The 26,481-nt window shown below is 42.3% G+C and carries 27 protein-coding genes; 16 read left to right on the forward strand and 11 right to left on the reverse strand.

From position 1 onward, the window contains the following. The first annotated feature begins 3 nt into the window (after positions 1-3). On the forward strand, positions 4-222 hold the full coding sequence (locus AC2TF5_RS00650) for a hypothetical protein (protein WP_491300384.1): 219 nt from the start codon (positions 4-6) through the stop codon (positions 220-222). 77 nt (positions 223-299) lie between these two features. Here the strand turns inward: AC2TF5_RS00650 and AC2TF5_RS00655 are convergent, their stop codons facing one another. Together AC2TF5_RS00655 and AC2TF5_RS00660 are read right to left on the reverse strand one after the other, a co-directional pair. Beyond that, positions 300-1,742 carry a sensor histidine kinase gene (locus AC2TF5_RS00655; protein WP_491300385.1) on the reverse strand — a complete coding sequence of 481 codons (1,443 nt, stop codon included), beginning with the start codon at positions 1,740-1,742 and terminating at the stop codon, positions 300-302. Next, positions 1,735-2,400, reverse strand: a complete 666-nt coding sequence (locus AC2TF5_RS00660) for a response regulator transcription factor (RefSeq protein ID WP_491300386.1) — start codon at positions 2,398-2,400, stop codon at positions 1,735-1,737. Before AC2TF5_RS00660 ends, AC2TF5_RS00655 begins: the two co-directional genes overlap by 8 nt. Before the next feature lie 162 nt (positions 2,401-2,562). Here AC2TF5_RS00660 and AC2TF5_RS00665 point away from each other — a divergent pair, with 162 nt between their 5' ends. Then, positions 2,563-3,234 (forward strand): hypothetical protein, encoded by a 672-nt coding sequence (locus AC2TF5_RS00665; RefSeq protein WP_491300387.1) that lies wholly within the window; start codon positions 2,563-2,565, stop codon positions 3,232-3,234. A 155-nt stretch (positions 3,235-3,389) separates the two neighbouring features. Here the strand turns inward: AC2TF5_RS00665 and AC2TF5_RS00670 are convergent, their stop codons facing one another. Both AC2TF5_RS00670 and AC2TF5_RS00675 read right to left on the reverse strand, forming a co-directional pair. Beyond that, the gene (locus tag AC2TF5_RS00670) at positions 3,390-4,964 is read right to left on the reverse strand and encodes an L-lactate permease (RefSeq protein WP_491300388.1); all 1,575 of its coding nucleotides are present in this window, start codon (positions 4,962-4,964) and stop codon (positions 3,390-3,392) included. A gap of 218 nt (positions 4,965-5,182) precedes the next feature. Next, positions 5,183-6,112 carry an L-lactate dehydrogenase gene (locus AC2TF5_RS00675; RefSeq protein ID WP_491300389.1) on the reverse strand — a complete coding sequence of 310 codons (930 nt, stop codon included), beginning with the start codon at positions 6,110-6,112 and terminating at the stop codon, positions 5,183-5,185. A 223-nt stretch (positions 6,113-6,335) separates the two neighbouring features. Here AC2TF5_RS00675 and AC2TF5_RS00680 point away from each other — a divergent pair, with 223 nt between their 5' ends. From AC2TF5_RS00680 to AC2TF5_RS00690, 3 genes are all read left to right on the forward strand, one after another. Beyond that, on the forward strand, positions 6,336-7,160 hold the full coding sequence (locus tag AC2TF5_RS00680; protein ID WP_491300390.1) for a Cof-type HAD-IIB family hydrolase: 825 nt from the start codon (positions 6,336-6,338) through the stop codon (positions 7,158-7,160). A gap of 40 nt (positions 7,161-7,200) precedes the next feature. Next, positions 7,201-7,872 carry a YdeI/OmpD-associated family protein gene (locus AC2TF5_RS00685; protein ID WP_491300391.1) on the forward strand — a complete coding sequence of 224 codons (672 nt, stop codon included), beginning with the start codon at positions 7,201-7,203 and terminating at the stop codon, positions 7,870-7,872. A 158-nt stretch (positions 7,873-8,030) separates the two neighbouring features. Then, positions 8,031-8,756, forward strand: coding sequence for a FlxA-like family protein (locus tag AC2TF5_RS00690; protein ID WP_491300392.1), 726 nt, complete (start codon positions 8,031-8,033; stop codon positions 8,754-8,756). An 83-nt stretch (positions 8,757-8,839) separates the two neighbouring features. Here AC2TF5_RS00690 and AC2TF5_RS00695 read toward each other — a convergent pair whose 3' ends face one another. The 6 genes from AC2TF5_RS00695 to AC2TF5_RS00720 form a co-directional block, all read right to left on the reverse strand. After that, positions 8,840-9,691: an alpha/beta fold hydrolase gene (locus tag AC2TF5_RS00695; protein WP_491300393.1), complete on the reverse strand. Its 852-nt coding sequence runs from the start codon at positions 9,689-9,691 to the stop codon at positions 8,840-8,842. A gap of 283 nt (positions 9,692-9,974) precedes the next feature. After that, the gene (locus AC2TF5_RS00700; protein WP_491300394.1) at positions 9,975-10,667 is read right to left on the reverse strand and encodes a Dph6-related ATP pyrophosphatase; all 693 of its coding nucleotides are present in this window, start codon (positions 10,665-10,667) and stop codon (positions 9,975-9,977) included. 206 nt (positions 10,668-10,873) lie between these two features. Beyond that, positions 10,874-11,902 (reverse strand): NAD(P)H-dependent amine dehydrogenase family protein, encoded by a 1,029-nt coding sequence (locus AC2TF5_RS00705; protein WP_491300395.1) that lies wholly within the window; start codon positions 11,900-11,902, stop codon positions 10,874-10,876. Positions 11,903-12,004: 102 nt separating this feature from the next. Then, positions 12,005-12,838 carry a MerR family transcriptional regulator gene (locus AC2TF5_RS00710; RefSeq protein ID WP_491300396.1) on the reverse strand — a complete coding sequence of 278 codons (834 nt, stop codon included), beginning with the start codon at positions 12,836-12,838 and terminating at the stop codon, positions 12,005-12,007. Between the two features lie 36 nt (positions 12,839-12,874). Next, positions 12,875-13,786, reverse strand: coding sequence for an alpha/beta fold hydrolase (locus tag AC2TF5_RS00715; protein WP_491300397.1), 912 nt, complete (start codon positions 13,784-13,786; stop codon positions 12,875-12,877). 10 nt (positions 13,787-13,796) lie between these two features. Beyond that, a complete protein-coding gene (locus AC2TF5_RS00720) occupies positions 13,797-14,405 on the reverse strand; it encodes a TetR/AcrR family transcriptional regulator (RefSeq protein WP_491300398.1) in 609 nt (202 codons plus the stop codon). A gap of 198 nt (positions 14,406-14,603) precedes the next feature. Here AC2TF5_RS00720 and AC2TF5_RS00725 point away from each other — a divergent pair, with 198 nt between their 5' ends. After that, positions 14,604-15,206 (forward strand): DUF1349 domain-containing protein, encoded by a 603-nt coding sequence (locus AC2TF5_RS00725; RefSeq protein ID WP_491302764.1) that lies wholly within the window; start codon positions 14,604-14,606, stop codon positions 15,204-15,206. A 62-nt stretch (positions 15,207-15,268) separates the two neighbouring features. On the opposite strand, the gene AC2TF5_RS00730 is transcribed toward AC2TF5_RS00725, so the two are convergent. Then, the gene (locus AC2TF5_RS00730; RefSeq protein WP_491300399.1) at positions 15,269-15,772 is read right to left on the reverse strand and encodes an AraC family transcriptional regulator; all 504 of its coding nucleotides are present in this window, start codon (positions 15,770-15,772) and stop codon (positions 15,269-15,271) included. 211 nt (positions 15,773-15,983) lie between these two features. On the opposite strand from AC2TF5_RS00730, the gene AC2TF5_RS00735 reads away from it, so the two are divergent. The 10 genes from AC2TF5_RS00735 to AC2TF5_RS00780 all read left to right on the forward strand — a co-directional run bounded on the left by AC2TF5_RS00735 (position 15,984) and on the right by AC2TF5_RS00780 (position 26,480). Beyond that, positions 15,984-16,211: a FeoA family protein gene (locus tag AC2TF5_RS00735; RefSeq protein ID WP_491300400.1), complete on the forward strand. Its 228-nt coding sequence runs from the start codon at positions 15,984-15,986 to the stop codon at positions 16,209-16,211. Then, complete coding sequence (gene feoB / locus AC2TF5_RS00740) at positions 16,208-18,217, forward strand: ferrous iron transport protein B (protein ID WP_491300401.1); 2,010 nt, start codon at positions 16,208-16,210, stop codon at positions 18,215-18,217. The genes AC2TF5_RS00735 and feoB overlap by 4 nt, the downstream gene beginning before the upstream one ends. 29 nt (positions 18,218-18,246) lie before the next feature. Further along, a complete protein-coding gene (locus AC2TF5_RS00745; protein ID WP_491300402.1) occupies positions 18,247-18,444 on the forward strand; it encodes a FeoB-associated Cys-rich membrane protein in 198 nt (65 codons plus the stop codon). A 191-nt stretch (positions 18,445-18,635) separates the two neighbouring features. Beyond that, positions 18,636-20,228, forward strand: a complete 1,593-nt coding sequence (locus AC2TF5_RS00750) for a helix-turn-helix domain-containing protein (protein ID WP_491300403.1) — start codon at positions 18,636-18,638, stop codon at positions 20,226-20,228. A gap of 107 nt (positions 20,229-20,335) precedes the next feature. After that, positions 20,336-20,668 carry a hypothetical protein gene (locus AC2TF5_RS00755; RefSeq protein ID WP_491300404.1) on the forward strand — a complete coding sequence of 111 codons (333 nt, stop codon included), beginning with the start codon at positions 20,336-20,338 and terminating at the stop codon, positions 20,666-20,668. A gap of 65 nt (positions 20,669-20,733) precedes the next feature. Beyond that, entirely contained in the window at positions 20,734-21,786 is a 1,053-nt protein-coding gene (locus AC2TF5_RS00760; protein WP_491300405.1) for a FecCD family ABC transporter permease, read from the forward strand. A 24-nt stretch (positions 21,787-21,810) separates the two neighbouring features. Next, positions 21,811-22,821, forward strand: coding sequence for a FecCD family ABC transporter permease (locus AC2TF5_RS00765; RefSeq protein ID WP_491302765.1), 1,011 nt, complete (start codon positions 21,811-21,813; stop codon positions 22,819-22,821). Positions 22,822-22,851: 30 nt separating this feature from the next. Next, on the forward strand, positions 22,852-24,567 hold the full coding sequence (locus tag AC2TF5_RS00770) for an ABC transporter ATP-binding protein (protein ID WP_491300406.1): 1,716 nt from the start codon (positions 22,852-22,854) through the stop codon (positions 24,565-24,567). A gap of 31 nt (positions 24,568-24,598) precedes the next feature. Continuing rightward, positions 24,599-25,435 carry an ABC transporter ATP-binding protein gene (locus tag AC2TF5_RS00775; RefSeq protein WP_491300407.1) on the forward strand — a complete coding sequence of 279 codons (837 nt, stop codon included), beginning with the start codon at positions 24,599-24,601 and terminating at the stop codon, positions 25,433-25,435. Between the two features lie 43 nt (positions 25,436-25,478). After that, positions 25,479-26,480, forward strand: a complete 1,002-nt coding sequence (locus AC2TF5_RS00780; protein WP_491300408.1) for an ABC transporter substrate-binding protein — start codon at positions 25,479-25,481, stop codon at positions 26,478-26,480. The last annotated feature ends 1 nt before the right edge of the window (position 26,481 follow it).

Consider the following 26,481-nt stretch of genomic DNA (forward strand, 5'->3'; position numbering starts at 1 on the left):
AAAATGTGGAAAAGAATAGCAGCTCCCATTGGTTTAGTAGTAGTGACGATTGGTATTTTAGTTGGTGCTTTTCTATATGTGTTGAATTCAAGGGATAACTCAGACTTGAATCCAGAAGAAACAGATGTATATCAAGAAGATAGAATGATGCAAAATCAAGAGGAAATATCTCCTCCTTATCAAGATCAAGATGGGTCTGTAAGCGGCAAGACAGGGCCTTAGTTCAGACTCAGAAGATGTACAAAATGAAGTCTCGATCTCATTTCCTCCTAATTGAAATGAGATCGAGACTTTGTTGCTTACTTTATGGATAATGGAATGGTAACTGTGAATTGTACTCCTTGTTCTGTATTCTTTATTGAATACGTAATAGAAAGGGCTTCGAAAATTTGCTTTACAATATATAAGCCTAAGCCACTTCCCCCTGTATTTCGATTTCTTGATTTTTCGATTCGATAAAATGGTTCGAAAATATGTTGTATTTCCTCTTCTTTAATTTTCACACCTGTATTGATGACTTTCATTTGGATGTGGTGTTGTTTTGAATCCTGAGTTAGCTTTATATATACTTTCTCGCCATGCGGTGAATACATAATCGCATTATGAATAATATTTTTACAGGCTTTTTCTAAAAGAATACGATCTGTATACACGGTAAGGTGACAATCAATCTGTTTAATGATTTGAATGTCTTTTTGAGAAGCAAAAAAACCGAGATTTTTTATGAGAGCATTCATTAATTCTGAGAGATTTACTTCTTCTAATTGTAGTTTAAAGGTGTGTTGTTCAAGTTTTGACATGCTTAAAATCTCACGAACTAGTTGTTCCATACTCTCAATAATTTGGTGATTTTTCTTTAAATATTGGTCGCGATTTTGATACGGACCAATATTGTATATCATCCCTTCTAAGTATCCTTTCATAACCGTAAGAGGCGTTTTTAATTCATGCGCGACAATTGCAAAAAATTCCCTGCGTTTTGTTTCTATCTCTCTTTCTTTTTCAATATCGCTTTTTAATTGATGATTCGCTTTTTGTAAATCAAGCATCGTTTGTTGTAAATTAATTGACATCTCATTCAAGCTTTTGGATAACTCCCCCAATTCATCATTGGAACGGACCTCAATTTTTTCGGAAAAATCCAAGTTCGCCATCTTTTGTGCTCCTTGATTAATGTAAAGGAGTGGTTTTGTAATAAACCTCGAATATAAGTAAGCACTTCCTATACCAATAACAACGACAATGATGCTGGTATAGGGGAGGAAAAGTGCTAAGACTTGTGTAGCTTCACTAATAGGTTGAAATGTTGCGGACACGACGAGCGTTAAGCTACCATCTTGGAATTGAATGGGCACTGAAACATTATATGCATTTGATGTCCCCGGTGGCTTTGTTGCACCGAACTTTATATCATCAGGTGAATCACTTTGTATAAAAGACAAAAAAGGAGAAAAAATAATGGTTCCTTCTTTATTTTGAAGGTAGAGCGTTGCGTTATTTTTTTGTGCGTACTCTCCAAGAAGCGGTATGGCCTTTTCAAAAGTGAGATCCTTAGATTTATCTATTATTTCTTCTATTCCGGTTTGAAGCTGATTTGTTTTATGCTGCTCATAAAATGAAGGGAGAAAGAAGTATAAAGTTAAATAAATCAGGACTGCAAAGGCTAACAAAATGAGAGATGTAGTCAGGAAAAGTTTATAGGTAATTCGCTTCAACTTCATCGTTCTTAATATCTTATTCATCAATTTTATAACCAATTCCCTTCACTGTTTTAATGTAGGGGATATCTAATTTTTTTCGTATGTTTTTAATATGTGTATCAATAATACGTGTTTCTCCGTAATAATCGTATCCCCAAACTTTTTCGACAATGCTTTCCCTTGTGAGTACTTTTTTCTCATTTTGAAGCAGTAGTTGTACAATTTCGAATTCCTTTGTCGTTAATGGGATTTCAACCTCATTTACATAAACTTTATATGCATCGCAATCGACTTGCATTTCTTTGAAAACTAAATGATTACTCGTACTTAGATCATTGCTTCTTCTCAGTACAGCCTCGACCCGTCTAATCAATATATGAAAAGAAAAAGGTTTCGTAATATAATCATCGATTCCAAGATCAAAGCCCTTCAATTGATCCTGTTCTTCTTCTAATGCGGTTAGCAAAATGATAGGTACATCTGACTGATTTCGAATCATTTTAGCAGCTTCAAATCCGTTAAGGTTTGGCATCATTACATCCAAAAGAATTAAATCAAAAGATTGCTTATTAAATAGTTTCATTCCCTCTATTCCATCTGATGCAACCTCAACACTATACTGTTGTGTCATTAAAAATTGTTTAATTAATTCCTGAATGTCTAGGTCATCTTCTACCACAAGAATATGAAAGTTCTTCAATATATCACCTCGTGTAGTATTATAACCGCGTTATCTGTAGTTTATGTGGAGAAACATTCGGTATAAATACTAAGACTCTACCTGATCTCCATCCTAACTCCAGATAATGATATTACAATGAAGGCGTCAAGAAAAATACATTTACGAAGGAGATTGATTACTATGAAAAAGAAATTGGCTACTACTGCTTTAGGTGCTGTTTTTGCTCTCGCCTCTTATGGGTCTGTATTCGCTGCTGAAGCACCAACAACACAAACTATTGGAAATGGACAACAGGTAATACAAGGAGAAGTAAGTAAACCTGCTAACCTCGATGACGCTACTCTAGAAAAGGTAAAAGCGATTTTGAACCAATCACAAGCGGGTACACTCACTAAAGAGCAAGTGAAAACACAACTTCAAGCTCTTGATATTGATTGGGAGATTGATTTCAGTGGAGATAAGGACATCAAAGTAGTAACAAACAAAGTAAGTAAACCTGCTAACCTCGATGACGCTACTCTAGAAAAGGTAAAAGCGATTTTGAACCAATCACAAGCGGGTACACTCACTAAAGAGCAAGTGAAAACACAACTTCAAGCTCTTGGTATCGATTGGGAGGTTGATTTCAGTGGAGCTAAGGACATCAAAGTAGTAACAAACAAAGTAAGTAAACCTGCTAACCTCGATGACGCTACTCTAGAAAAGGTAAAAGCGATTTTGAACCAATCACAAGCGGGTACACTCACTAAAGAGCAAGTGAAAACACAACTTCAAGCTCTTGGTATTGATTGGGAGATTGATTTCAGTGGAGATAAGGACATCAAAATAGTCACAAGCGGGTACACTCACTAAAGAGCAAGCAAAAACACAACTTGATGCGGTCTTGGTAGCAAAGCTAAATAGAGACACTTAGGAGATAAGCGAAAAAGTAAGCGAAAGACGTGTACAGGCTTGATCACTGATAACGATCAAGCACGTCACGTCTTTCGTCTGTTCAATGGCTTGAGCTACAATATCAACGATAATACAAATGTCCAAATACATACAAAGGTTAAGAAACCTATGCTATATTTTAAAACCATTCTCGTTAAAACAGATTCTTTACCTGTTTCGCCAACAGCGGCTGTTGCAATAGCAATGGATTGTGGGGAAATTAGTTTTGCCATCGTGCCCCCTGCAGTATTAGCAGCAACTAATAATGCTGGATTTGTTCCTATAATATTACCTGCTGTTGCTTGAATTGGTGCAAACAATGTATTATTGTTCACGACAGACCCCGTCATAAATACCCCTATCCAACCTAAGATTGGCGATAGTAATGGAAAGAAATTTCCGGTTGCCGCAATCTCTTCACCTATGGCACTTGTTAATCCGCCATAAGTCATTAATTTAGCGATACCTAGAATTGCACATATCATCAAGATCGGAATCCAAAATTCTGAAACTGTTTTTTTAAAGAGTGTAAATCCTTTTGAGAAACCGATGGATTTTGTAGTTATTATTGTTGTTAGGACTGCCAATAAGATGGCTGTACCTGTTGCACTTATTAAATCAATTTTTGAGCTTAGCGTAGAGCCTGGTAATTTAAAGGTTAATGTAGTAAAATCTAGAGCCCCGCCTTCTGTAAACAGACCTTTAAATGCAGGCAGGCTCCATATTAAAACAAATATACTTAATAAGTAAAATGGAGACCAAGCCTTGATAATATCACCTACAGAATGTTTTTCCGTTTGAACCGCTTGATCATTTAGTAAAAAGATATGCTTTGGCTGCCATTTTCTTAAAAATAACGCCAGTATCCCTAGAGCTAATAATGAAGGAATGATATCAGCTAATTCAGGTCCCATCATTAATGTAATCATAGCTTGAGATACTGTATAGGTGGTAGATACGACTAATATGGCTGGCAGAACTTCTTTAATCCCTTTGAACCCATCAATTAACAAAATGAGTAAAAATGGAATTGTAAAATTAATTATCGGTAACGTAAATGCCGTCATCATTGATACATCCATGGAAGTAACATTACCCTCTAAATTTAAGGTACCTGTTATGGCAACAGGAATTCCGATTGCACCAAACGCTCCAGAAGCACCATTAGAGATTAGACATAGCATGGCAGCTTGCAGTGGTTTGAATCCTAAGGAAACCAATAGAACGGCGCAAATTGCGATGGGTACACCAAAACCCGCAGCACCTTCAAGAAAGGCATTAAAACAAAAACCAATGAGTAAAAGCTGAAGACGCTGATCTTGTGAAATGCCGGCAATACTTGCACGTAATATGTCAAATTTTCCGGATTCTACAGAGGTCTTATATAACCAAACTGCCATTATAATAATGTAACCGATTGGCCAGATGCCTTGAACTGCACCTTGTATCACACTGCCCATTGATTCACCGAATGGTAAGCCAAATAAAAACATCGAAATCAAAAAAGTAACAACCAAGTTTAGTAAGGCTGCATTGATCCCTTTCATCTTAAATATGGTCAAACATAAAAGAAATGAAACAATGGGAATAGCTCCAACAAGTGAGGAGATCATCAGATTATTGAATGGGTTATAGGTTTCTACTAACATGTTAGACTACTCCCTTTTTGTATGTTTTTCACTTTAAGAGGTTGTTCAAAAAGTCCGCTTTTGATCACGAAGTGAATCAGGAAGTGGGCTCGGCATCGAATCTTGAATTCAGCCGTTCCTTCCGGTGCTCACGTACCCAAAACGTACGCTCCGCTCCTCAGTCCCTAGCTTCATCCAACCTTCTCGGTGCTGAAAACCGACCTTTTTGAACACGCACTTTATAACGAGATACTCCTTATTTCTTTTAATGTTTTAACGGATTTTTCAAGCTTTTCTTTTTCAATATCACTTAATAAAATCTCAACGATGTCTTTTCTACCTGAGCGATTTATGATCGTTGGTACACCAATATAGACGTCACTGTGACCGTACTCACCTTCTACTAGTGAGCCAACGGGTAATACTACATCTTCATTTTGTAATATGGCTTTCGTTATTCTCGCTAACCCCATCGCGATCCCATAATATGTCGCGCCTTTAGACTCAATAATTTGATAAGCTGCATCACGTACCTGTACAAATATTTCGTCTTTTCTTTTATCTGAAAAATGATTCGTAATAAGATTTCCAGAAATATTTGCAGAGCTCCATACGGGAACTGCTGAATCACCGTGCTCACCAATGATATAAGCATGAACACTTGTTGGAGCTACATTGAATTCTTTACCTAATAAATAGCGAAATCTTGCACTATCTAAAATGGTACCTGAACCAATAACACGTTCTTTAGGTAAGCCAGAAAATCGCCATGTTGCATATGCCAAAATATCTACAGGATTCGTAGCTATTAAAAATATTCCATTAAAGCCAGAATCCATAATATCTTTTACAATTGATTTGAAAATATTCACATTTTTGTTGACTAAATCAAGTCTCGTTTCACCAGGTTTTTGTGCTGCTCCAGCACTTATCACAACAATAGCCGCATCTTTACAATCCTCGTACGTACCAAATTTTATTTTTATAGGAGAAGGTGCATAAACAATTCCGTGATTTAAGTCCTTAACATCACCTTTTGCTTTTGCTTCATTTAAATCGACAAGGACTAGTTCATCACATAAATTTTGATTCACTAAAGTGTAGGCATAGCTTGAACCAACTGCTCCTGTCCCAACTAAAACGACCTTTCTTCCTGCTGTAATATTCATCTTCATGTCTCCAGTCCAAGGTATATTTTTATTATCATTACTGATTAACCCAAGTGTATTTTTCCCAAAAGACGATAATCTAGACTTTTTATAAATGGTAAATTTTAGCTCTTATTGATTTATGTTCTCATGAGGAACTAGCGAACTAGCGTACCTTATCGCTCTCGAGAAATGATATAGTAGATGTAATTACTCTATTAGATAAGTAAAAGGATGCTGCAAAATGAAATATAAAATGATTGTGTTGGATTTAGACGATACACTGCTTCGTGATGACGGGACGATCTCCTCCCGTAACAAACAAGCGCTGATGGCTGCTCAAGAGGCTGGCGTTAAAGTGGTTTTAGCATCAGGACGGCCAACCTATGCCATGAAGGCACTGGCAGAAGAGCTGAATCTGGATCGCTTTGGAAGCTATATTCTGTCGTTCAACGGAGCGAAGATCATTAACTGGAGGTCGCAAGAAGAGGCGTTCAGCAGTACATTAATGCCTCAGATGGCTCATGCCTTATATGAAATGAGTATCGAAGAAGGCGTATCCGTTCTAACTTATGTAGGCGATGATATTGTGACGGCTTCGGCCAACGAATATACCTTGATCGAATCGCAAATTACAGGGATGAAGGTTGTTGAGGTGTCTAGCTTCGTAGAGGCTGTTCAAGTACCTGTCGTTAAGGTGCTGATGGTGGGAGAGCCGGATAAACTGGTTCTAGTTGAGGAAAAATTAAAAGTGAAACTGGCAGGGCAACTAAATGTCATGCGCTCTAAGCCTTTTTTCCTGGAGTTTACGGAAGATGGCGTGAACAAAGGGACGAGTTTGAATCATCTGATCCAGCAGCTCGGGATCGAGCGATCTGAAGTTATTGCGATGGGGGATGGTTACAACGATGTTGCCATGCTCGAATTTGCAGGCCTTGGGGTAGCCATGGGCAATGCACCGGAAGAAATTAAACAATTGGCCGACTATGTTACGGATACGAACATGAATGATGGCGTGGCCAAGGTAGTAGAAGAGTTCATGTTAAAGGATTTGGTCCAGGCAACATAATCATCATTCAAATATGTTATCAAAAAGGGATGAAGCACAATTGTCTAAATCAATCGTAGAGAAGCTGCGCTTACACAAGTACGAGCAAGTGGCAATATTGAATCAGCCTGAAGGAACAGATTATTTTGTAGAGCTGACAGGCTATGATACGATGCTCAAAGAGCGTGCGTATGATCTCATATTTGCTTTTGTGTTAGATATAGAGTCACTAAAGGAACTTGTTGACCGTGTAATTGAACAGCAGCATCTTAATACAAATGGATATCTCTTTGCCGCATATCCTAAAAAGGGAAATAAAGTGTACGCCACATTTATTCATCGCGATGATTTGTTAGCGGGTCTAGGTAGCGATGAGGAGGGGTATATCGGGACAAGCAACATCAAATTTGCGCGCATGGTCGGACTGGATGATGTCTTTACCGTTGTCGGTTTAAAAGAGGATGCTAAAGGCAAGGGCCAGACTTCTTCGAAACCAAGTCAATGTGTAGATGATTATATTGCTTTGATTCCAAGTGTGGAGAAGGATTTGGAGGATACGCCAGAGCTGCTTGCCTTATACCAATCGCTTACCCCCGGGTACCGCAAAGATTGGGCACGTTATGTTTATAGCGCCAAACAAGAGGCAACAAAAGCAAAACGCCGAGAAGAAATGAAGATGATTCTTCAGGCAGGTTATAAGAGTCGCGAGCTATATCGTAAAGAACATCCATAGCCCAAAGAAACAATAACCTCCAACCTATAGGTCGGGGGTTATTTGCGTATGTAAAGTTGTATAACAAATTGTTTATGAAAAACGGCTATTCTATGCAATATAAGAGAGGGTATACCGATAACTAGAGTAGGTCATAAAATATTTACGGAGGTAATACCATGAATATTTCCTCAGCGACTTCAAATAACAGTGCTAATTATACATTGAATAGTCCAATCAGCTCGTTGGGTAATAGTATGGATCGTGAGATCCAGCAGTTAATGAAGATGAAGACTCAACTCCAAGAGCAAATCCAGAAGGCCACAGAAAGTAAGATGGACGTGAAGGAAAAGCAGCTTCGGATTAAGGATCTGAAGAGTCAGATGCAAGAGATCGATTCTCAGATTAAGCAGAAGCAAACGGACAAACTTACGCAGAAGAAGAATGAAGAGACTCCGAAGAAAGAAGTTGTCAATGCTGATCCAGAAAAGGGGCAGTCGATGGGTATGACTAGTTTGGCCTTAGCTGATCTGACTTACACTAAGGCTCAAGCCATGAGTTTGACAAAGAAGGGTCTTGAGCGAGAACTACACGTCTTAAACAAGGAAATGAGTCTGGATGCCGGCAGGGGCTTTGTTTCATCCAGTAAGAGTGATATGGTCTTTGAGATTGAGAGCCGTGTGAAAGTACTGGATAAGAATTTAGGTGAAACACTTGGAGATGTCCATGACAAGATAACAGAATCGACCGATAATGTTAAGCGAGAATCAGATGCGATTCGTGAAAGAGCTAATGAGGAGAAAGGTGAAGACGTGAATCATGCGTCTGACGTTAATCCAAACAACAAGGAAGAGGATTCGAACGATAAGCGTACAGGCTATAAGCATGTGGATATTCGAATTTAGAGATTGTTGAAAGGGGCTACTCCCAAAGTCATTTTAAGCTGACTTTGGGAGAGCCCCTTTTCGTTAATGTATAAATGGAATCCTTATTTACTCTCGCCAATCCACTTGATTAGTTCCCTGTCGAAGGATTGAGGTTCTTCAAACATGGGATTGTGACCACTGTACTCAAAGATCACTTTCTTCACGTTCTCATACATGTCATCAACAGAATCCCAAAGTGAAACAGGAGCTACCAAATTATCATATCTGCCTAAGCCAATAAATATCGGTTTATTAAAGCCGACCAGTGATTGTATAAGGTTCAGCTCCCCGAATGCCTCTCCCCACAGATGATCGATAATTGGCATATTCGTATATACGCCTTCCCACATGTAAGCTGCATCGAATGTATAGTCATAAAAACTTTGGGCTCCCATCCGAATACACATGTGAACGAATCGCCGTTCAGGGTCCTTCATGATGTCACTTTCTAACAGAGAAATGTCATTCTCAAACTGTTTCTTTCTTTCTGGACTTGCCGTCTCATTAAAAAATGCAACACTTTGACTCTGTCTTTCCTCGCTATTTGTAGGTGCTGAATTTAATAAGACAACTTTTTGGGCATGGTCAGGATATTTCTTAGCATATTCCAATGCCATAAAAGCATGTCCCGAATGCCCTAATATGATGAAATTGGTTAAGCCAAGAGCCTGCCTTGCCACCTCTATATCATCTAATACTTTATCCAATATATAATCTTTTGGTTCCAGAGCTCGGGGCGGTCTCACAAATCCTCTATGATCAAGGAAAATAAACTGAAAAGTATCATATAAATCTTCCGAAAATAGGCGTGGATAATATACGCTGCTGCCTATTACCAATATGGGTTTTCCGGTTCCCTTAACACAATAATTCAGTTTAAATCCATCATTGCTTATACTTTGATATTTGTTCATTGTAATCGTCCTCTTTTCATTTTTAATGAGAAGAGCTACTCATGAAGGAAAAGCTCTTCTTTACACCACTTCCTTTCCTTCACTGATTCCATTACATTTTCCATGGAACGCTCTAACATTCCCATCACCCCTAAACATGATTGCCTTTGAATAGAGGACATTATAGCATATATTTTTCCGGTTGCCCTTGAAAGTTAGATTGAAAGCCTCTAAAGAATAATGGTTACTCTTATGCAAAGAAGCCTTCAGGAATCATTTCCGAAGGCTTAATTAAAATGTTATCTTAGATTAAATCTAACTCCAAAGGCAAAAAGGCATAATCCCCATTCCTCAAGATCTCACATGAACGAACGGGAATAGGATGTTTAAAAATAGGTCCATCTATTACGGTAGTATGGAACTCTCCGCCTTCTCCACAAGGGTCAATACCACGGGCTTCAAGCTCCTTTATATATTCATGAGTCAACGTCCGTCCTAAATCGTCTTCCCTCATTCCTAAGGATAGATTTACAGTTACAATAACCGTTACAAATCCCAGATTGATGAATTCATCGACAGCTTCTCGGTGATCCATTTCCCAAAGAGGCATCCCAAGCTTTAGTCCCGCATTTTTCGTAACCTTGTCATGCCAACAGCCATGGGCAGGCATATCCAAATCTCCCGTTACTAACACTTCGGCTCCCTGATCCTTAGCTTTTTCTAAAAGACCCATATAGATGGTTTCATAATCATCCCAGCTCGCAGCAGCAGTATATACAGGCAACCCTATGGATTCGGCTTGGGCATGTATTAGTTCTGGCGGCATCCCATGAGATCTGGATCGTTGTCCTCCCTCCTCTAACATGACGATGAGACCAACGGCTTCTCCAACCTTCATTGCTTTATATAGAGCTAGAGTACTATCCTTTCCGCCACTAAAAGAAGCTATAAATTTATGCCCGTGAGCACCATTTTTCCAATCCATTATTTCTGCCATGCATATTTTTCTCCTTTATCAGAAGCCTTCTTTCAGTAAGATGCTCCAATTATTGTTTTACAGAGTATTGGTAATGTACGTAACTATTATGAACGAATTGCATGCCTCTGCCAAATGGTTGTTCCAAAATGTATCTTTACATGGTGTAGGAAGGGGGAATGCAGAAAAAGGCGACAGCTGCGAGCCGTCGCCTTATGGCCATTCATTTATTTGACATAGTAATGAAGTGGGTATGTGCGGTATTGGGCAGGAGACATTTTCTCGGTTGTGTGGAAGCCAGCCGGAGCCTGAAGCAACTCAGGGATACGGTTGACCACCGTTGCGCATGTAAGCTCTACCGTTGCCGGGCAAGCGATGTTTACCTCTGTTTTCGGTTCACCTTTAATGACCCAATCGTTGTGGTCCACTTCGTCTTCAGCATACACTTTGCCGATACACTCTGTCACGATGACCGGTCCTTGATGGGTAACGGTTGTAACGACCGCAGACATGCCAGTGGCATCGCCAGCAGGAATCGTTTTGCCAAGTGTAGTGGAATGAAGATCTTGATCATGCGTCATCGGAATCAATTGTTGATCCATCGATTTAATGGTCCATCCAAACTGTGAGCATAGCCATTCGTTAGCGTTTCTCATAAAGGACGGAAGATCGTTGTTGCTGGCAATCTTCTCTTCGAATTCCTTAAGTGTCAAGCCTGCTCCGTGAACTTCTGCAAGCGCGATGCCGTACTCTTCGACATTGTAGCTGGACATGCCTTCAATTCTAGTAATCTGATGCGTTGCGCCCGCTAATACCGTAATTAAATTGCCCCAGAACACATCCTGATATCCCGAACCGGTTAAGGTACAATTGTTGTCTTTGGCAAGCCGGTCCAGACGGTTGGTCAGCGCAGGGGAGGTTGTCCAAGGATAGAACGCTTCTTCACATGTGCTAATTGCGTTCACGCCGTGACGAGCCGCCAATTCAAAAGCGTCATACATATCTGTCATTAAGCTTGTCGTCGAAATGATGCACACTTGCGCGTCGCATTCTTTAAATACTTGCTCGGCGTCGGAGCGGATAGGAACATTCAATTTCACGCCTAAACCTGCTACCTCACCTACATCTTTGCCGACGACGTTCGGATTCATGTCGATCGCCCCTACGATTTCTGCACCTTTTTCATACAGATATCTGAGAAAAACCTGTCCCATTTTACCGCAGCCGTATTGAATGACTCTAATTCTTTCTTTCATGTGGACAACCTCCTACATTGTTATTATTTTCACAAACTATGATGGGAATATAATATTGGGAGCTCCTATGCCCTTATCATAAACTCTATAGTAACTATAGAGTCAACTCCTTTTGATCGGAACTTGTAGTTTCATAAACATATTCCGCTCGTCATGATGAAATACCGGCAGTTCCACTACCACTTCACAAATGTAATCCCCAACCACCTCGTAGCCTTGATCCTTCACATAATCGAATAATTTGCCCGCATACTCCCGTTCATGAAAGAAACTGTCGCAATATATGCACAAATAGTCGTGTTCCGGGATGATCTCCACGCCAGCCTGCATTTCAAAATCGGGATCTACGAACAAAAACACTTCCGTCGATACAAAATGTCCCCGTTCAATTGCATCGTGCCGGATAATAGAGCCGACATTGCAAAAGTAAGCCATTGGCAGATGGTTGACGATCGCCTGGGCACGCAGTTCCCGCAGTATATACTCGTACGTTTCAAGTGTATTCTCATAAATATTGACGTTGCTGTCGTAGCAATAAATTTTGCGCTCCGGAATGCGCTCCAGAACGATATGCCCTTCGCCCGGAGCGCTCATATACGTGTCGTAATTTTTAATGCTGACTTGGACCGCTTTTTTCATCTGATCCAGTTCCTTCATTTTGTGCTCAATGAGAACCGCTTGCTGCCGCAGCATCTCGGGGATCGATTCAACATTTTCGCTGTCGAACCAAGCTTTAATATTGTCGAGTGACATGCCTAAATATTTCATATAGTTGATCATATCCAGTCTGGCGCATTGCTTGATTCCGTAGTAACGGTAACCCGTGCTTTCATCAACATACTCAGGCTTTAACAGCCCCAGCTTGGCATAATAGCGCAGCGTTTGCACAGAGGTGTGATTCAATTCGGCCATGCGGCCGATCGATAGTTTATCCATAACGCTAGTGTCCTCTCAGTCATGTCTTAGTCATATCTACTGTTTGTTAGAGCTTATAGGGTGTTTTCCAAGAAAATCAATGACCAGCTCGTTAATCCGTTGTTTCTGTTCGACACTTAAGAGATGCCCTGCTTTCGGGATGGTTGCTATCGTGACATCTGGAATGATGCTCGCCTTCGCTTGAACGGTCTTGATGGAATGGCGGTAAATGACTTCGTCTTCCCCGACCATGAGTAAGGTAGGAATTGGGAGCTGCGACAGTTCTTCTTCTGTGAATACGGTAGGAAGCAGCCCGAGGCGAGGGACGCAGCTCTGATAGCTCGCTGTAAGCAGTGACCTGTAGGACTCAGGAAGTAGCTCCAGGTTATTATGCTTCGACATGCACCACTTGAATGCGTGATCAATAAGCCACGGTTTTGGGAACATCACAGGAGGAAACATCTTTACATAGAACATCCTTGAAAGCGGCGCAAAGGAGCCCGCAGGTGCCAGAAGCCCAAGCGAATGTACGCAAGATGGATACGCTACCGTAAAATTCAAACACAAAAAACCGCCCATGGAATGCCCCAATAAATGAAACGAGCCCAATTGCAGTTCACGGACTAGCCCCAACAGCCATTGCGCTGCTGCTTCTTTACTTGAAAGCGGCTTTAGGAGTGTACTTTTGCCAAAGTCTCCAGGGACATCAATGCAATGAACATAATAATTCTTGGACCATTCAGCAATGTTTGCACTCCACATGAGCGAGGTTGCGGTCATTCCATGAATGAGCAGTAGAGGTGGATTCGCCTTATTACCGCATTTAATCATATGGGTAGTTCCGAAGTCAGTTGTAACAAGGGAGGATTCGTAAGAAACCGGCCACTCGCTTAGCGCTTGGTCATAAGCGGCTGTAAAGTGTGCTCTCGCACTAACGCTTCTAAATATAGATAAATCCTTCGTATCCATCAACTCACTCCTATACAGATGATGTATCGATGAAAATTCTCAAGATCTGATCTACCTGCGGGAAGTCTTCCAACAACGGATAGGTTAATCGGGTGAACACAACACCATTCAACATCGAAGAGTACATAAGAGCTTGCTCTGATGGATCCACCTTGATGAATTCACCTTGCTCCTGACCTTGCTGGAACAGATGCTTGAGCAATTCCAGACTCTTGGCCGAATATTCTTTTGAGATCGCTGATGCCTCTTCCGGTACCGTCTTGGACGTATTGGTTTGCAGCGCGATCAGAAAGAAATGGCCGCTCTCCCGGGTGTGGGCAAAAATCCCTTCTGTCATTGCCTTCAGACGTTCATAAGGGCTTCCGTTGCTGTGTACAGCTTGATGAATCGCTTCATAAGAAGTAATAAATGCAGTCTTTGCTAACTCAGTGTATATATCTTCTTTGGAAGAAAAATAATGATAAATCAAGCCATGGCTTAGCTGAGCCTCCTTCACAATATCGCTCACTTTCGTACCCGCATAGCCCCGCTCTCCAAATACCTTCGCCCCAGCTGCCAACAGTTGCTGTTTGCGCATATCACGAATTTGCTGATTCTGTTCATCCACTCGGGGAGACATGGTGTACATCCTCCTTGATGAAAATGTTATTTATAAGGTAATCGTAATCATTTTTGATTAATTAGTCAATCAAAAAACGAAGGTCTGACACTCTTCATTGCGATGTCTTCGGAAGCGTAGTAATGTTGAGGATATGGAACACATTGCAGCATGTATGATTTAAACGAAATGATTGAATTGGAGGCTGTTATTCCCATGATTAAAGTATCATATATACCTGATTTTGTTGGTAAGCTTACCATAATGAATGAGCCGTCACATTGGAGCGTGAAAGATGAATCCTTGCTCGTCCATACACAATCCGAAACTGATTTTTGGCTGAAAACCCATTACGGATTCGAAGTGATGAACGGACATGTCTTTTACGAGTCGATTGAGACGGACTTCACGGCAGAAGTATCACTTAGTATGCAGCCCGTATCAACCTATGACCAGGCGGGGCTGTTCGTCATGGTGTCGGAAACATGTTGGTTGAAGACATCACTTGAATATATACCGGAAGGTCCATCACACATGGGGGCGGTCGTCACCAATCATGGGTATTCGGATTGGTCCACCCGAAATTTCGAGAATGCGCATGTCACGAAACCTTTGGCATTCCGAGTCGAGCGTAAGGACGGCGATTATACCGTCTCGGCCAAGACGCAGGGTAACCCAGATGAGTGGGAACAGATCCGGATCGCTCATTTGCATGAAGACCGGCATCCAAATCCGGTCAAAGTAGGCATCTATTGCTGCAGCCCGACCCCGAATGGCGGTTTCGAGACTCGCTTCCATTCTTTTTCTATAGAGAAAAAGTAGCTTGGTGTTTCAAACGCTAAGAACAGTTCAGCCCCCGAACGCATTTGGTCGGGGGCTGATGCTCATTTAGCCAGGTACATACAATAATCTAAAATGACTTCGCCGTTGTCGTCCGGAGCTGTAAATCTGGGGCAGTTGTATCGTTCAAAGAACCATGAATTTTCTGCAATTTCCCAGCCCTTTTCTTGTATAGCGGCAACACATTGGTCATGGAATCTATATACCTCACCGTTGTCTTCACGACCCTTAATCCATGCTACACCGATATCTCCGGCTGGAATATCAACATAGTTATAGCCCTCCGGAACTTCTGTATCCTCTGGGCAGAACATACCTATCCAGTATTCAAATGTTGTCTGGTTGAAACGCATACACCCTACGGATGCACTATCATTTATGCCGGCAACAGCAAGCTTGTTGAAGGGTGCAAACCATTCATTTTCAAACCATTTGGCCCATTGGTTCGCAAAAGAACCATGTTCATCTCGGTCTTGGTTTGTATACATTTTCCCCACGAGGCGCACATTGGGAAGTGCTTCCCGATATACCTTTACGATTTCTGCCATCAAAATACCTCCTGTTTATAAAAATTGAGTACATCATTAAAAAATCGCCAACATCTTAAGATATTAGCGATTTTATTTGTTTTTCCTACTGCCGGTGAAAATTTCATTCATTATTTATATGTAATTATTACAATATAAACCTATTGCCAGATGAGAGTTGTTGCCCTATAATCCAAAGTAATTGATAATTATTCTCATCGAGGTGTTTGAAGTGAAGCTAACAGATATGAACATCAATTCACCGGTTACGATTGTGGAGTTGGGATGCAGCAATCAGCTGGTCTGTAGACGGCTTAATGATTTGGGGATCGTGGAGGGCTGTCAGGTTTGCATTAAACAGCGATTACCGTTCGGAGGCCCTATTACACTGGAGGCTAATGGACAGCAGATTGCTATTCGCCGCAAGGAAGCTCTTCAGATTGTAGTGGAAGCCGTATGAGCGAGATTGTTCTGGTAGGCAACCCGAATACCGGAAAAAGCTCACTGTTTAACATTTTGACCGGCTCCTATGAATATGTAGGCAATTGGGCCGGAGTTACAGTCGAGAAGAAGGTTGGACAACTGAAGGCAGGAAAAGGTCAACTTATCGATCTGCCGGGTCTCTATTCCCTTAATCCTTTATCGCATGACGAGGAGGTCGCCTCCCGTTTTTTGCTGAACGAATCATTTGATTCCATTCTAAACGTGGTGGATGCCTCTCAAATTGAACGAAACCTAAACCTGACATTGCAGCTACTGGAATACGGCAAGCCCGTTGTCATCGCACTGAACATGGTGGATGTGGCGAAGCAGCAGGGATTTGAGATAGACATCGAACGATTATCCGAGCTGCTGAAGACACCCGTCGTTCCGGTAGTGGCCCGAAGCGGAAAGGGCTGTGATGTGCTGCTTCGCATGCTTACGGGAGAATCGTCTGGAAGTGATTGTGAAAAACCGTACATGCTTTCTTATGGAGAGCTGCTGGAAAAAGCGTGTGCTGGGCTGACTGCCAAGATGCCGGATCATATCGTCTCCCCGCGCTGGATGGCTATACAGTTTCTGGAGGGGAACTCGGTTGTGCGTGCCGCGCTGGAGAAGGTAATCGACTCCAAATGGCTGGATCAGTTCTATCAGTCCACGGAGCAGTCCGTTATGGAAGCGTACGGTGGAAAGAAGCTGTCCCAGTACATCCGCAATAAGCGAAGCGATCATATACAAGAGATTCTTGCTCAGTGTCTAACGCGGACAGAAAGACGCAGCAATCTGACGGAGCGGATTGATCGGGTCGTTACGAACAAGTATTTAGGCATCCCAATTTTTCTGATGTTTATGTACCTAGCGTTCAAGCTAACGTTTGAATGGCTAGGCAACCCGCTATCCGACCTGGTCGATGGATTCATAAACGGTCCACTGAAGAATGGAACAGAGTGGCTGCTGAATAGTGTTGGAGCTACATCTTTTATAAAAGCGATCATATTTGATGGAATTTTTGCAGGTGTCGGTGGAGTTCTCGTATTTGTGCCTCAAATCTTCATCTTGTTCTTGATTATCTCCTTTATCGAGGATTCCGGTTATATGGCACGGATTGCTTCGGTCATGGACCGGCTGATGGAAGTGGTCGGTTTGAATGGTAAAGCATTCATTCCTATGATCATCGGTTTTGGCTGCAACGTACCGGGTATTATGGCGGCCCGGACCATTGAACAGCCGAAGGAAAGACTGCTGACGATTATTCTATCGCCGCTTATGTCTTGCTCGGCCCGGTTGTCGGTGTACAGCTTATTTGTCGGTATCTTTTTCAAGTCCAATCAGGCATTGATTGTCCTGTCGCTGTATGTGATGGGCATTGTGATAGCGTTGCTGCTCGCGAAGCTGTTCTCTTCAACCATTTTGAAGCAGCAGGAGTCCATGTTTGTTGTGGAGCTGCCACCTTACCGGATTCCGCAGTGGAAGACGCTGTCCCGCAGCACTTGGGAGAAGGGAAAGGGTTTTGTGCGAAAAGCGGGAACGTTCATTTTCGGTGGATCGGTCATCATCTGGCTGCTGAGTTATGCAGGTCCGGGAGGGTTCGACGTACCGATGAATGAAAGCTTTTTGGCGAAGATCGGCGGAGCGATCGGCTATCTGCTAACACCACTCGGATTTGGTACTTGGCAGGCCGGTGCAGCACTGATCACGGGGTTTCTGGCGAAGGAAGTGGTCGTATCGACGATGAACATCATTTATTCCGCCCCAGATACAGCGGCTTTGCAGGGGATGCTAGCGGGACATTTCACGGCGCTTCAGGCCTATTCCTTTATGGCATTTATCCTGCTATATGTACCTTGTCTTGCTACAGTCGGAGTCATTCGCAAGGAGACGATGTCAGCACGCTGGACTTGGTTTTCTATCCTTTACTCGCTGGTGATTGCCTACGGCATTTCTCTGGCGATCGTTACGGTCGGAAGGGCTCTTGGCTTTCATTAAAAGCTTGTAGAGAAAGGAAGTGATGGGCCATGCTGGCAAGCATCTTGATCGGTGCACTCATCTTCGGTTATGCCGGATGGACACTGCTCTCTTATGTGAAAAAGACGAAAAAAGGAAAATGCGCCGGCTGCTCCATGGCCAAATCATGTGCGTCGGCATGCGATGAGGTGCCTGGTCCGTCTACAGCGCATATCCCGGCAGACCCGGACTTATATAACAGAAGATAGATAGCAAGTAAGTCATTCGTTAAACTACAATGAGCACCAGAAATAATCTATTTTAAATGAATAGGTTGTTTCTGGTGCTTTTTGTCTTATTGATGAAGATGATTGCGAAAACACCAATAAAAATATAGAATGCATTGAGAATGATAATCAATTAGAGAAAACGGGGAATCTTGCCTTTGAAGGAGGATAAGATGTTACGACAAAACAGAGTGTATAGCTTAAGAAAAGGAAGTCATATATGTACCGAAGCCAGGAAGGAAGCTGAATATGAAACAGAACATACAGTTCTTTTCATTATTTTATCTGGAGAGGCAGAGATTAAGAGTGGAGAGCAAATGTTTAACCTTGAGAGCAGTTCGGTGTTGGTCATGAACCCTCAAGAAAAGGTGAAGATCCGAAATATAGGAGGAACAGAACTTATTTATAATATGTTCCTTTTTTCAATATATGAGCTGATTGGAGTAACAGAGAAAGAACTGCGTTATCAACATGCATCCGATTTATTTCTGCAGAGTGGTTTGTTTTACAGTCAGGTTTCAGCAGAGGTGAAAAATTTAGCTGCTCAGCTAATCAAAACAGCGGCGGATGAAGATGAAAATACAAGATCTATATATTTGCTGAATGAACTAATTGCAAAAATTGAGGATGAATACCTTTCTTCGGGGCAGCGTACATTTAGCTCGTCGTTTCATTCCATCCTGCAATATATTTCTTTACATTCTCATCAAGCCTTGTCTAGAGACGCAGTAGCCAAACACTTTGGCTATCATCCAAACTATTTTTCTGAACGGTTTAAAAAGGAAACAGGCTGGAGTTTCTCTGACTATTTATCGCAAATTCGTATGGATAAGGCTAAAGTTTTTTTGCTTGAACATACGCTGACGATTGGGGAGGTCGCGCGTAAAGTTGGTTATCAGGATGGTCTTTATTTGAGTAGGAAGTTCCGTAAACAGGTTGGGATGTCGCCCAGTGAATTCAGGAAAGGAAGAGAGTTTGAGCGAATCATTACCTTCCAGTTTACAGGTGCATTGCTGGCGACAGGAATAAAGCCGACCGCAGTTCTATCAGCATATTCGAATGTCCCTGAGCTGTTAAGAGAGGAAGTAAGCTCATCGATCCAACTAGCTCCCGATAAACTGCCTACGATTGAGCAATGGCGTGATCTCAAGCCGGATTTAATTATTGCCCCTACTTATTTATATCCGAATCAAAAGATCATCGAGGAGATGGAATCCATAGCACCCGTCATGATGCTGGATTGGGATACACATGACCGATTGGAAGAAGTAGAGATTATCGGGCGGATCGTTGGAAGAGAAGCGCAAAGTAATGAGTGGATTCAGGCTTTTCAGGAAAAGGCGGAAAGTGCCCGGAAAATACTGAAGGAAGCATTACAAGAGGAAGAAACCGTCGGGTTATATGAATTAAGGGATAACGGGAAGGTAGGAATATGGAGATCGACAGCAAGAGGCGCTTACAATCTATATACCATGTTGAAGCTGGCTCCTGCTAAGCGGATTCAAAAGGAAGTGCTCGGGCCCAATAAGCATCTTATCATTTCTGAAAATGAAATTTCTACGTATGCAGCGGACCATATGTTTGTTGTCATCCATACCGCCATGCAAGCGTCAAGAATTGTTGAAACTGAACATTGGCGTCAGCTACCCGCAGCAAAAAACGGGCAAATCTATCGCTTACGCCTTGAAGATTTTTGGGCCAGTGAAGGTGTAGCTTTAGAGAAACAACTGGATATTCAAGTGAAATGTATTTTGAACAGACCCTAAATCTTACATTTGTCCATATTGAATTAGTTATCATTGTCTATGTCCTTTGATAGATGCTCTTGCTACAATTGAAAATGGTTATCATTATCATTTGGATTATTAGGAGAGTGAGGATAATTATAAATATATACAAGAAGAGTTTGGTACTACTGTCTGTTATTTGTCTTGTCGTATTGACAGCCTGCAGTAGCAAAGAGGTTAGTCAGAGTTCAGAGAATAAATCAGTCGACACTAAGGCTGTTGCTGCTGAAGAAACGCGGGTAGTACAAACGGTTAATGGTGAGGTGAAGATCCCTGCAAATCCGAAGCGCATCGTGACTCAAGCTGGATTATTAGCTACACTTCTGGCCTTGGATGTGAAGCCGGCTGGGGCAGGTTGGAAGCCCTTGATAAATAGTTTAATGATTTCTGGATTTAGGGGGATTTCTGTACTTTTTTAATTGATAATAATAATCAATTTCATTTAAAAGCGATAATTCAAAGTAAAGGTGAATGGATGATGGGAATGACTGCAGTGAAGGTAGATGGAACGGGGATTGAAGCAGTGGAGCCTAAGCTCCGTTCACGTCCAATAGCCGCAACGATCATTATGATAGGTGGAATTGTCGTACTCCTATTTAGTATTGCTCTTTCAATCTCTTTTGGAGCAGCTGATATTAAATTGTCTGTCGTATGGGATTCTGTTTTTCATTTTAATCCGGATATCAACGATCATCAGATTATCAGGGAATTGCGGATGCCAAGAGTACTAGGGGCAGCAATGATAGGTGCAAGCTTTGCAGTTGCAGGTGCCATTATGCAGGGCATGACAAGAAATCCGCTCGCTGATTCGGGGCTGCTCGGTTTGAATTCAGGTGCCGTATTGGTGATGGCGCTGTGCTTCGCCTTTTTCCCAGGGCTCTCGTATACGTATTTAATTCTATTTTCGTTTATCGGAGCTGCAGTCGGAGCGGGACTTGTGTTTGGCGTTGGTTCCATGGCTAAGGGTGGTTTGACACCACTGCGTCTCATACTTGCTGGTGCAGCAGTCAGTGCGTTGTTCAGTGCCTTAAGTGAAGGGATTGCTTTATATTTTCGGATCGGGCAGGATCTTGCCTTTTGGTATGCGGGCGGAGTAGCCGGAACGAAATGGGAGCAGTTGAAGATTATGATTCCGTGGGTTGGAGCCGCGATTCTTGGTGCCATCATGCTTTCCCGATCGATTACGCTGCTTAGTCTTGGTGAGGAGATTGCCTCCGGGTTAGGACAAAAAACAAAACTGGTTAAGCTTATGGCAACGATTCTGGTGCTGATATTAGCTGGATCGGCTGTTTCCGTTGTTGGTGCAGTTGGATTTGTCGGGCTTATCGTTCCCCATGTAACCCGATATTTAGTTGGAGTCGATTACCGCTACATTATTCCATGCTCTGCAGTCCTTGGAAGTCTATTGCTTCTGTGGGCCGATTTAATCGCCAGGATGATTAATCCGCCTTATGAAACACCGGTCGGTGCTTTAATTGCTTTAATTGGGGTACCGTTCTTCCTCTACCTTGCTCGTAAAGAAAGGAGAGGGTTGTAAGTGGAATTATCTGATTTTTCTCCGGTGGAGTCCAGAAAGAGAAGACGGAACATAACGACGTTGACCATCTTTATCGTTTTAATTGCTGTTGCCTTTATTATCAGTGTGAATACAGGTCATATCCGATTAACACCTATAGAATTAATCAAAACGTTATTTGGTGGGGGTACGGATAAGCAAGAGCTGATTTTGTTTGAGTTCAGGCTTCCGCGTATTATCATTTCTGTTCTTGTCGGAGCTTCACTCGCGGTTTCTGGCTGCGTCATGCAGGGGCTTTCCCGAAATGCACTGGCAGACCCCGGAATTCTCGGAATTAATGCGGGAGCAGGGCTCGCTGTCATGCTTTACATTGCTTTTTTTCCAACAGAAACGGTTGGTTCTGTGATGCTCCTGCCGATATTGGCCTGGTTGGGAGCTGGTCTTGTCGCTGCGTTAATTTATGTCCTATCGCTCAAAAAAGGAGAGGGCTTGTCACCTACCAGACTCTTATTAACGGGTATTGCTGTGGCTGCAGGTATTAGTGCGGTTACGATTGTACTGACTATACGCTTCACTCCAGAGCAATATCAGTTTGTTGCAACATGGATGGCGGGAAGCATTTGGGGTTCAAACTGGAAATTCGTTGGTTCCCTGCTTCCGTTTGTTATCATTCTATTGCCGTTTGTATGTTATAAAGCTCGTGTATTGAATGTATTGAGCCTGGGCGATCAGTTGACTATCGGGTTAGGAGCTTCTGTGGAAAAAGAACGCTTGGTTCTTCTCGCAGCAGCGGTTGGATTAGCAGGTTCTTCTGTATCTGTTAGCGGTGGCATCGGGTTTGTCGGATTGATTGCCCCCCATCTTGTTCGCCGTCTGATCGGTCCGCAGCATCAATTCCTGCTTCCAGGATCTGCTCTGGCAGGGGCGCTGCTCGTTCTGGTTGCGGATACCATTGGGCGCTGGATTATACAACCATCAGAAATTCCAGCAGGTATTGTTGTTGCTGTGATAGGAGCGCCGTATTTCTTATATCTACTTGCCCGTTCAAAAGCGTGACGATCCCAAAGAAGGGAGATCTTACTCCATATGTTAAGGCGATTTTTTTCTTATTATCAGCCATATAAATGGTTGTTTATTGCAGATTTTACTTGTGCGATTTTCGCTGCTTTATTGGAGCTTGTTTTTCCTCTAGCGATAAATAGAGTGATTGATGACTTATTGCCAAGCGGCAACTGGAATTTCATTATATGGGCGTGTGTCGGCTTACTTGGGATATATGTGCTTAGTTCTTTCCTACATTATGTTGTTACCTATTGGGGACATATGCTGGGGATTAATATTGAGACAGATATGCGAAAAAAATTGTTCAACCATGTCCAGAAGCTGTCTTTTCGATTTTTTGACAATAACAAAACAGGCCATCTCGTTTCACGGATGACCAATGATTTAATGGATATTGGGGAAATTGCCCACCATGGCCCGGAAGATTTGTTTATTGCGGTGATGACCCTGGCTGGAACCTTTGGTTTAATGCTATCGATTAATTGGAAGCTTGCCGTTCTGACATTCATTATTATTCCGTTCTTGATTTGTCTATCCATTTATTTCAGCAGGAAAATGTCGCGGGCATTCAGCCAAATGTTTGCCGACATCGCCGATTTTAATGCCAGAGTTGAAAACAATGTGAGCGGAATTCGTGTCGTAAAAGCATTTGCTAACGAGGACCATGAAATTGATCAATTTGCTGTAAACAACGGGCGTTTCCGCACAACGAAGCTTGTTACTTATAAGGTGATGGCCTGGAACTCATCAATCAGCCATTTGCTGATGAAGGTTATATCGCTTTTTGTACTAGGATGTGGTACGTGGTTTGTCATCGAAGGACAAATGACGTTTGGTGAATTTATGGCTTTTGTGCTCTTATCCAATATCTTTCTTAATCCGATTCAACAGATTAATTCTGTCATTGAAACTTATCCGAAAGGAATCGCTGGTTTCCGCCGTTATTTGGATCTGCTTAACACTGCACCGGATGAAGAAGATGTGCCAGATGCAATCAAGGTTCAACATCTAGAGGGTGATATTGAGTATAACGATGTCACGTTCGGTTATGAAGGCAAAGGAAAAGTGCTCAACCATATTAATTTTACGGTGAAAAAAGGAGAAACAGTAGCACTTGTCGGTCCATCGGGAGCTGGAAAGACAACGATCTGTAGTTTGCTGCCAAGGTTTTACGATATTGACTCAGGCAGCATTAGGATTGACGGCATTGATATTAGAAATATGGCCATTCAATCTTTGCGTCAGCAAATAGGGATCGTACAGCAGGATGTATTTTTATTTGATGGATCGATTCGGGAAAACATTGCCTATGGAAAGCTTGATGCGACAGAAGAGGAAATATGGGATGCTGCGAGGCGAGCGCAGATGGAAGATTTGATTCTCGGACTTCCAGATGGGTTGAATACATTAATTGGTGAACGTGGCGTCAAGTTATCCGGAGGACAGAAGCAGCGGCTTTCAATTGCTCGGATGTTCCTGAAAAATCCGCCGATTCTTATTCTGGATGAAGCGACATCTGCGCTGGATACGGAAACGGAGGCAGCGATTCAGAAAGCGTTAAATGAACTGTCTCAGGGACGGACTACGCTCGTAATTGCGCATCGTCTCGCAACGATAAAAAATGCCGATCGCATTCTAGTCATAACGGAAGAAGGTATTCAAGAGCAGGGATCACATAAGGAACTGCTTGAAGCAGGAGGCACATATAGCAGACTACACCATGCCCAATTCCACATGTAGAAGAAGATTAGATGATAGGAGGAAATAGATAATGGCTGATCGTTTATCAACCCAAGACTTAACCATCGGCTATGGGGATCAAACAATCGTCGATAAGCTGAATTTGTCTATACCGAATGGGAAAATTACCGCCTTGGTAGGAGCGAATGGTTCTGGCAAGTCAACTATTTTGAAGACGATGGCGCGCATCATGAAACCTATGGATGGGGGAGTCATGCTTGACGGGCAGATGATTCATACAAAATCAACTAAAGAAGTGGCCAAGGAATTAGCCATTCTGCCGCAAAATCCGACCGCACCAGATGGTTTAACCGTATACGAGCTAGTCGGCTATGGTCGCTATCCGCATCAAAAAGGAATGGGCACCATGACCAAGGAAGACCGGAAAATCATTCATTGGGCGATAAAAGTAACTGGAATGATGGAATTTTATGATCGGGCTGTTGACCAGTTATCGGGAGGACAGCGTCAGCGGGCATGGATTGCCATGGCACTCGCCCAGCAGACAAGCATTTTGTTTCTTGATGAACCAACAACCTTTTTGGATATGGCCCATCAGCTTGAAGTGCTGAAATTGCTGCAAAAGCTGAATAAAGAAGAACAGAGGATGATTATAATGGTCGTTCACGATTTGAATCATGCGGCTAGATTTGCCCATCATATGGTGGCGATCAAATCAGGAGCTGTAGTGAGTTCTGGAGCACCCGTAAAGGTCGTTACCCCGGAAGTGCTGCGTGAGGTATTTGCGATCGAAGCAGATATTATCACGGATCCACGTACAGGTGGCCCGCTTTGCTTACCATACGAATTAGCAGATGGATCGGAAAAGAAACCAATAAACATAAAAGCATTAGCAGCAGCTTATTAAAATGGTGGGCCCAATAGAAAACTAAATAAAGGATTGAGTATACATGTTCAAACGGAATATAAAAAGATCAGGATCTTGGCTGCTTATGTTGTGCTTGCTGCTCTTTCTTGCCGCTTGTTCAAGCGAAGGAGCCAACAATACAAGTTCAAATGAAGCGAAAGAAGAACAAACATCAGCACAGCCAGCTGAACAGAAAACAGATGATCAGAATAAGACGAGAATCATCTCCACGATAACAGGTGAAGTTGAAGTTCCTAGCCATCCCGAACGAGTTATTGTCGACTGGGATCTGGGCCATGTGTTGGCACTAGGAGTAGAGCCAGTTGGTGCTTCCAAGACGATTCTGGAGTACGGACAGTTTCTTGAGTCATACGTAACAGACCGGACCCAGGATATCGGGGGTGATGGGCAAGTGTCTGTAGAAAAAATGCTTGCATTAAATCCAGATTTAATTATTACTTGGGATCCTAAAATGGTTGAACAATATAGTAAAGTAGCCCCGACCGTCGTGTATGATACGGCAAAATATGACAATATTCATGAGGAAATTACGGCAATGGGTGAAATATTGAATCGACAAAAAGAAGCTGAAGAATGGCTTAGTTCTTTTGATAAACGAGTCGAAGTCGCTAAGGAAAAAATAAGAGGAGTGATTCCAGAAGACGCTACCTTCTCCATTATTGATGTGGCTACTACGAAATCTACCATTGTTGTTGGTGAGTCGGGAGAGCGTGGTGGAGATGCCCTGTATCAGATTTTGGGCGTTACGCCGCAACCTCGAGTAAAGAGAGACATCATTGATAAGGGAGAAATCAGACTTGATGTATCGTGGGAAAAGATAGGCGACTACGCTGGTGATTATGTCTTTATGGTTAGAAATGGTGTGGGGGGCGAACTCGAATTGCCAAGCGTTTGGAATTCGCTCGACGCTGTGAAGAATAAGCGTGTATATGAACTAGATATGAAAAAATATTTTACGAGTGATCCATTATCAGCACTGTTACAAGCAGAGGAAATGGCAGCACTGTTAACAGAAACGAAGTAAA

This window comes from Paenibacillus sp. JNUCC 34, from assembly GCF_058269055.1.

What these genes read in the sequence shown, in the direction of transcription:
- feoB (WP_491300401.1), top strand. Translation starts at nt 16,208, where the DNA reads ATGAGCGAGATTGTTCTGGTAGGCAACCCGAATACCGGAAAAAGCTCA.
- AC2TF5_RS00710 (WP_491300396.1), bottom strand. Translation starts at nt 12,838, where the DNA reads ATGGATAAACTATCGATCGGCCGCATGGCCGAATTGAATCACACCTCT.
- AC2TF5_RS00650 (WP_491300384.1), top strand. Translation starts at nt 4, where the DNA reads ATGTGGAAAAGAATAGCAGCTCCCATTGGTTTAGTAGTAGTGACGATT.
- AC2TF5_RS00705 (WP_491300395.1), bottom strand. Translation starts at nt 11,902, where the DNA reads ATGAAAGAAAGAATTAGAGTCATTCAATACGGCTGCGGTAAAATGGGA.
- AC2TF5_RS00670 (WP_491300388.1), bottom strand. Translation starts at nt 4,964, where the DNA reads ATGTTAGTAGAAACCTATAACCCATTCAATAATCTGATGATCTCCTCA.
- AC2TF5_RS00780 (WP_491300408.1), top strand. Translation starts at nt 25,479, where the DNA reads ATGTTCAAACGGAATATAAAAAGATCAGGATCTTGGCTGCTTATGTTG.
- AC2TF5_RS00760 (WP_491300405.1), top strand. Translation starts at nt 20,734, where the DNA reads ATGACTGCAGTGAAGGTAGATGGAACGGGGATTGAAGCAGTGGAGCCT.
- AC2TF5_RS00655 (WP_491300385.1), bottom strand. Translation starts at nt 1,742, where the DNA reads ATGAATAAGATATTAAGAACGATGAAGTTGAAGCGAATTACCTATAAA.
- AC2TF5_RS00720 (WP_491300398.1), bottom strand. Translation starts at nt 14,405, where the DNA reads ATGTCTCCCCGAGTGGATGAACAGAATCAGCAAATTCGTGATATGCGC.
- AC2TF5_RS00750 (WP_491300403.1), top strand. Translation starts at nt 18,636, where the DNA reads ATGTTACGACAAAACAGAGTGTATAGCTTAAGAAAAGGAAGTCATATA.
- AC2TF5_RS00695 (WP_491300393.1), bottom strand. Translation starts at nt 9,691, where the DNA reads ATGAACAAATATCAAAGTATAAGCAATGATGGATTTAAACTGAATTAT.
- AC2TF5_RS00665 (WP_491300387.1), top strand. Translation starts at nt 2,563, where the DNA reads ATGAAAAAGAAATTGGCTACTACTGCTTTAGGTGCTGTTTTTGCTCTC.
- AC2TF5_RS00700 (WP_491300394.1), bottom strand. Translation starts at nt 10,667, where the DNA reads ATGGCAGAAATAATGGATTGGAAAAATGGTGCTCACGGGCATAAATTT.
- AC2TF5_RS00745 (WP_491300402.1), top strand. Translation starts at nt 18,247, where the DNA reads ATGCTGGCAAGCATCTTGATCGGTGCACTCATCTTCGGTTATGCCGGA.
- AC2TF5_RS00715 (WP_491300397.1), bottom strand. Translation starts at nt 13,786, where the DNA reads ATGGATACGAAGGATTTATCTATATTTAGAAGCGTTAGTGCGAGAGCA.
- AC2TF5_RS00730 (WP_491300399.1), bottom strand. Translation starts at nt 15,772, where the DNA reads ATGGCAGAAATCGTAAAGGTATATCGGGAAGCACTTCCCAATGTGCGC.
- AC2TF5_RS00690 (WP_491300392.1), top strand. Translation starts at nt 8,031, where the DNA reads ATGAATATTTCCTCAGCGACTTCAAATAACAGTGCTAATTATACATTG.
- AC2TF5_RS00675 (WP_491300389.1), bottom strand. Translation starts at nt 6,112, where the DNA reads ATGAATATTACAGCAGGAAGAAAGGTCGTTTTAGTTGGGACAGGAGCA.
- AC2TF5_RS00770 (WP_491300406.1), top strand. Translation starts at nt 22,852, where the DNA reads ATGTTAAGGCGATTTTTTTCTTATTATCAGCCATATAAATGGTTGTTT.
- AC2TF5_RS00680 (WP_491300390.1), top strand. Translation starts at nt 6,336, where the DNA reads ATGAAATATAAAATGATTGTGTTGGATTTAGACGATACACTGCTTCGT.
- AC2TF5_RS00775 (WP_491300407.1), top strand. Translation starts at nt 24,599, where the DNA reads ATGGCTGATCGTTTATCAACCCAAGACTTAACCATCGGCTATGGGGAT.